This window comes from Streptomyces sp. XM83C, from assembly GCF_023072675.1.
GTDB lineage: Bacteria > Actinomycetota > Actinomycetes > Streptomycetales > Streptomycetaceae > Streptomyces > Streptomyces thermocoprophilus.
Genome location: NZ_JALLGL010000424.1, coordinates 1 through 4,075, shown reverse-complemented (window position 1 = coordinate 4,075; position 4,075 = coordinate 1). Strand labels below are relative to the sequence as shown.

The 4,075-nt window shown below is 72.0% G+C and carries 3 protein-coding genes, 1 tRNA gene and 1 pseudogene; 2 read left to right on the top strand and 3 right to left on the bottom strand.

Features of this window, described 5'->3' with window-relative positions:
* Positions 1 to 73 precede the first annotated feature (73 nt).
* Both MTQ10_RS28545 and MTQ10_RS28540 read left to right on the top strand, forming a co-directional pair.
* Positions 74 to 682 carry a response regulator transcription factor gene (locus MTQ10_RS28545; RefSeq protein ID WP_247473232.1) on the top strand — a complete coding sequence of 203 codons (609 nt, stop codon included), beginning with the start codon at positions 74 to 76 and terminating at the stop codon, positions 680 to 682.
* 23 nt (positions 683 to 705) lie between these two features.
* A tRNA-Gly gene (locus tag MTQ10_RS28540) sits at positions 706 to 781 on the top strand.
* A 132-nt stretch (positions 782 to 913) separates the two neighbouring features.
* Here MTQ10_RS28540 and MTQ10_RS28535 read toward each other — a convergent pair.
* The 3 genes and pseudogenes from MTQ10_RS28535 to MTQ10_RS28525 all read right to left on the bottom strand — a co-directional run.
* Positions 914 to 1,813, bottom strand: a complete 900-nt coding sequence (locus MTQ10_RS28535; protein WP_247473230.1) for a phosphoribosylaminoimidazolesuccinocarboxamide synthase — start codon at positions 1,811 to 1,813, stop codon at positions 914 to 916.
* A 109-nt stretch (positions 1,814 to 1,922) separates the two neighbouring features.
* The gene (locus tag MTQ10_RS28530; RefSeq protein ID WP_247473228.1) at positions 1,923 to 3,443 is read right to left on the bottom strand and encodes a N,N-dimethylformamidase beta subunit family domain-containing protein; all 1,521 of its coding nucleotides are present in this window, start codon (positions 3,441 to 3,443) and stop codon (positions 1,923 to 1,925) included.
* 164 nt (positions 3,444 to 3,607) lie between these two features.
* Positions 3,608 to 4,075, bottom strand: a pseudogene (locus MTQ10_RS28525) (hypothetical protein); the annotation flags it as partial.

Below are 4,075 nucleotides of genomic sequence, written 5' to 3'. Positions count from 1 at the left end.
GTGCGGGGGGCGAAGGGGACGCCGTGAGCGGTGAGGGGGCCGAGGGGCGCTCCGTCGGGTCGGAGGCGGTCGTATGACCGTGCGGGTGCTGCTCGCCGACGACGAGCACCTCATCCGGGGCGCGCTGGCCGCGCTGCTCGCGCTGGAGGACGATCTGGTGGTCGTCGCGGAGGCGGCGAGCGGGCCGGAGGCGCTGGCGATGGCGCGGGCGCACGAACCGGACGTCGCCGTCCTCGATCTTCAGATGCCGGGCGCCGACGGTGTGAGAGTCGCCACATCCCTGCGGTCCGAACTGCCCGGCTGCAAGGTGCTGATCGTCACCAGTCACGGCCGGCCCGGACATCTGAAACGGGCCCTCGCGGCCGGTGTGCGGGGGTTCGTCCCCAAGACGGTCAGTGCCCAGCGGCTCGCCGAGATCATCCGTACCGTGCAGGCCGGAAACCGGTACGTGGACCCCGAGTTGGCGGCGGACGCGATCTCCGCCGGGGACTCACCGCTGACCGCCCGTGAGGCGGAGGTGCTGGAACTCGCCGCCGACGGCGCGCCCGTGGCGGAGATCGCCGAACGGGCCGCGCTGTCCCCGGGGACCGTGCGGAACTACCTCTCTTCGGCCGTCTCGAAGCTGGGTGCGGAGAACCGTCATGCGGCAGTGCGTCTCGCACGCGAGCGAGGTTGGGTATAGTTGCTCTCGCGCCACGGCGCAGCGCGGACGTAGCTCAGTTGGTAGAGCGCAACCTTGCCAAGGTTGAGGTCGCCGGTTCGAGCCCGGTCGTCCGCTCCATGATGAAAGGCCCGGTCATCCGACCGGGCCTTTCGCTTTCCCGTATGCCGACGCGGAACACCAAGGCCTTTGTGGGCGGGAAGGCCTCCGGTGGATGCCGGAGGCCTTCCCGCCGTGGGCGTGGACCGGTCGTCAGGACCAGGGCGTGCCCGTCAGACGCTCGTACGCCTCGATGTACTTGGCGCGGGTCGCCTCGACGACCTGCTGCGGCAGCGGCGGCGGGGGCTGCTCGCTCTTGCGGTCCCAGCCGGACTCGGCCGAGGTCAGCCAGTCACGGACGTACTGCTTGTCGTACGACGGCTGGGCGCGGCCCGGCTCCCACAGGTCGGCCGGCCAGAAGCGGGACGAGTCGGGGGTGAGCACCTCGTCGGCGAGGACCAGCTCGTCACCGTCGTAACCGAACTCGAACTTGGTGTCGGCGAGGATGATGCCGCGGTCGCGGGCGATGTCCCGGGCGCGGGAGTAGACGGCGAGGGTGGTCTGGCGGAGCTGGGCGGCGGTCTCGGCGCCGACCTGGCGGGCGACCTCCTCGTAGGAGACGTTCTCGTCGTGCTCGCCGACCTCGGCCTTGGTGGCCGGGGTGAAGATCGGGGCGGGGAGTTCGGAGCCGTCGACGAGGCCTTCGGGGAGGGCGAGGCCGCAGACCGTGCGGGACTGGTCGTACTCGACGAGTCCGGAGCCGGTGAGGTAGCCGCGCGCCACGCACTCGACGGGCACCATCCGCAGCGACTTGCAGACCAGGGTGCGGCCGGCCCAGTCGGCGGGGGCTCCTTCGGGCAGCTCGGTGGAGAGGACGTGGTTGGGCACCAGGTCGGCGAGCTGGTCGAACCACCACAGGGAGAGCTGCGTGAGGACGCGGCCCTTGTCGGGGATCTCGGTCGGCAGCACCCAGTCGTAGGCGGAGATGCGGTCGCTCGCGACCATCACGAGGTCGCCCGCCTCGGTCTGGTACAGGTCGCGCACCTTGCCGGTGTGCAGATGCACCAGGCCCGGCACCTGGATCGGCTCGGGCTTTTCGACGAATCCGGACACGGTTCCTCCCCGTGGTTCTGTCCAATGGCTCGATTCTCCCGTATGCGGCGTTCCGGTGGCGGGCCGGGGTGTCGGGGGGTGAGCGGCGGCACGGACGGTGTGGGTGGGTTCAGTCGCGTTTGCAGATGCGGTCGAGGAGGTTGGCGGTGGCGCGCTGGATGCGGAGGTCGGCGTGGCCGGGGCGGTCGAGGGCGGGTGCCCAGGCGAACGTCCCGGATGCGAAGACCCAGGCGCCGGACGGGGCGCGGTACAGGGAGGTCTCCTGGTGGCGGAGGGCGCCGTCCGGGTCGGTGTACGGGGAGTGGGCGAGCAGGATGCGCTCGTCGTGCTCGGGGAGCGGGGTGCGCGGGAAGTAGCGGTCGGCCTCGCCGGCGACCAGGCCGTCGATCTCGTCGCCCTCGTGGGCGCCGGTGGCGTCCCACAGCCAGTGGTCGGCGTTGCGGACGATCAGGGGGTGCGGTTCGGGTACCCGGCCCTGGTACTGGATGCCGATCAGCTGCTGCTCGGGGCGGTCGATCTCCCGCCACAGCACGGGCTTGCCGGGGCCTTTGCGCTTGCGGCAGGTCATCAGCCGGTCCGGCACCCCGGACGGGGACGGGGCGAGTTCCACCTGCCAGTACATGGTGTTGGCGGACAGGAAGACCAGCGAGGTGCCGTGGTCGCGGGCCTTCTCGACGGTGCGGCGCATCGCGGCCGACCAGTACTCGTCGTGGCCGGGGAAGATCAGGCCCCGGTAGCGGGTGGGGTCGACATGGCCGCCGTGCAGGTCGCGGGCGTCGGCGTAGGCGAGGTCGTAGCCGTAGCGTTCGGCCCAGCGGATGACGTCGTAGGCGTGGCCGACGTGCAGGGGCAGGCCCGCGCCAGCGTAGGGGCGGTCGAAGGAGACGGTGGCGGCGGCGTCGCGTTCGCCGAGGAGACGGCCGTCGTCGTCCCAGGCGTGGTAGAGGCTGGCGCCGGTGCGGCCGTCCTCCGGATACAGGTTGTACGCCTGCCAGGTGACGTCGGGAAGGATCAGCAGCAGGTCGGCGGCGCGGTCGTCGCGGACGGTGAAGGGGATGTGGGAGCGGTAGCGGCCGTCGGCGGTGGTGAGGACGGCGACATAGGCGCCGACGCTCCAGTACGAGGGGACCTGCATCCGCCAGGACAGCCACCAGTGGTGGCAGGAGACGGTGCGGTCGGCGGCGAGCGGGGGCGGCTGGACGATACCGGACAGCCGCGGACTGGTGATGATCTTGGTGGCGCCGTCGCCGCCGTAGTGGCCGATGCGGTAGATGTCGACGGTGAACTCCTGCGGCGGGTTCACGGTGACGTGGAAGTCGACGGCACCGCCGGGGGCGACCGGGCCGGTGGAGATGAAGCCCTTGATCTGCTGATGCACGTCGTCGGCCGAGCGCAGGCCGCGATCGGCCGCGCCGTCGCCGCGCGGGCCCGGGACGCGGGCGGTGCGCGGGGTGCGCGGCGCCGGCTCGGGGTCGGGGGCCGGGTCGACGTACCAGGGGACGACCTGGCCGGTGTCGCCGAAGTACGTCTCGCCGCCGCGCAGCCAGGGCAGGGGACCCTGCCCGAAGGGGTCCGTGACGGCGTGCGCCAGCGCTCCCGACTCCCAGCGGCGGATCTGCTCCGAACCCATGGTCGCCCCCCTCCCTCACGCCCCCGTTGTCACATGTCGTCAGCCCATGCCATGCGCGCGAACGGTCCAAGCACATCACATTACGCACGCAACCTGTCACTGTTCGTTGCGAATTGGCCGAAAGTGGAAGTGCTTGCTCCGGTAGGTGGGGGAGTCTTCGCTGGTCAGACCAGCCGGACGGGCTTCTCCGGCCTTATCCCGGACGCCGTCAGCCACTCCCGCAGCGGGGACGGGTCACCGTCCTCGGTCAGGCTCAGCACCCTCGGGGTGAGGTCGGCGGCGCGCTCGCCGTCGATCAGCAGGGTCGGGCCGTCCAGCCAGTCGAGCCCCGGGGTGGCGCCCGCGGTGTCCATCGCGGCGCAGCACACCATCGCCGTCACATGGTCGGCGAGGATCTCGCGCGGGGTGCGCGGCGGCTGCAACGGGAACAGAGGCAGCGCCTTGTCGTCCCACAGCTCGCTGCCGGTGACGAGGTCCCCACGGGACGCCGGGGCTGCGGCCTCCTCGCGGGCCAGCTCGGCGGACAGACACTCGGCCAGTGCGGCGGCCCGCGGATTGCCCGCGGACGGCACCGGCGGACCCGCCAGATGCGCCAGCACCCGGGCGAGGGTGGGGCCGGAGGGGTCGGGGGG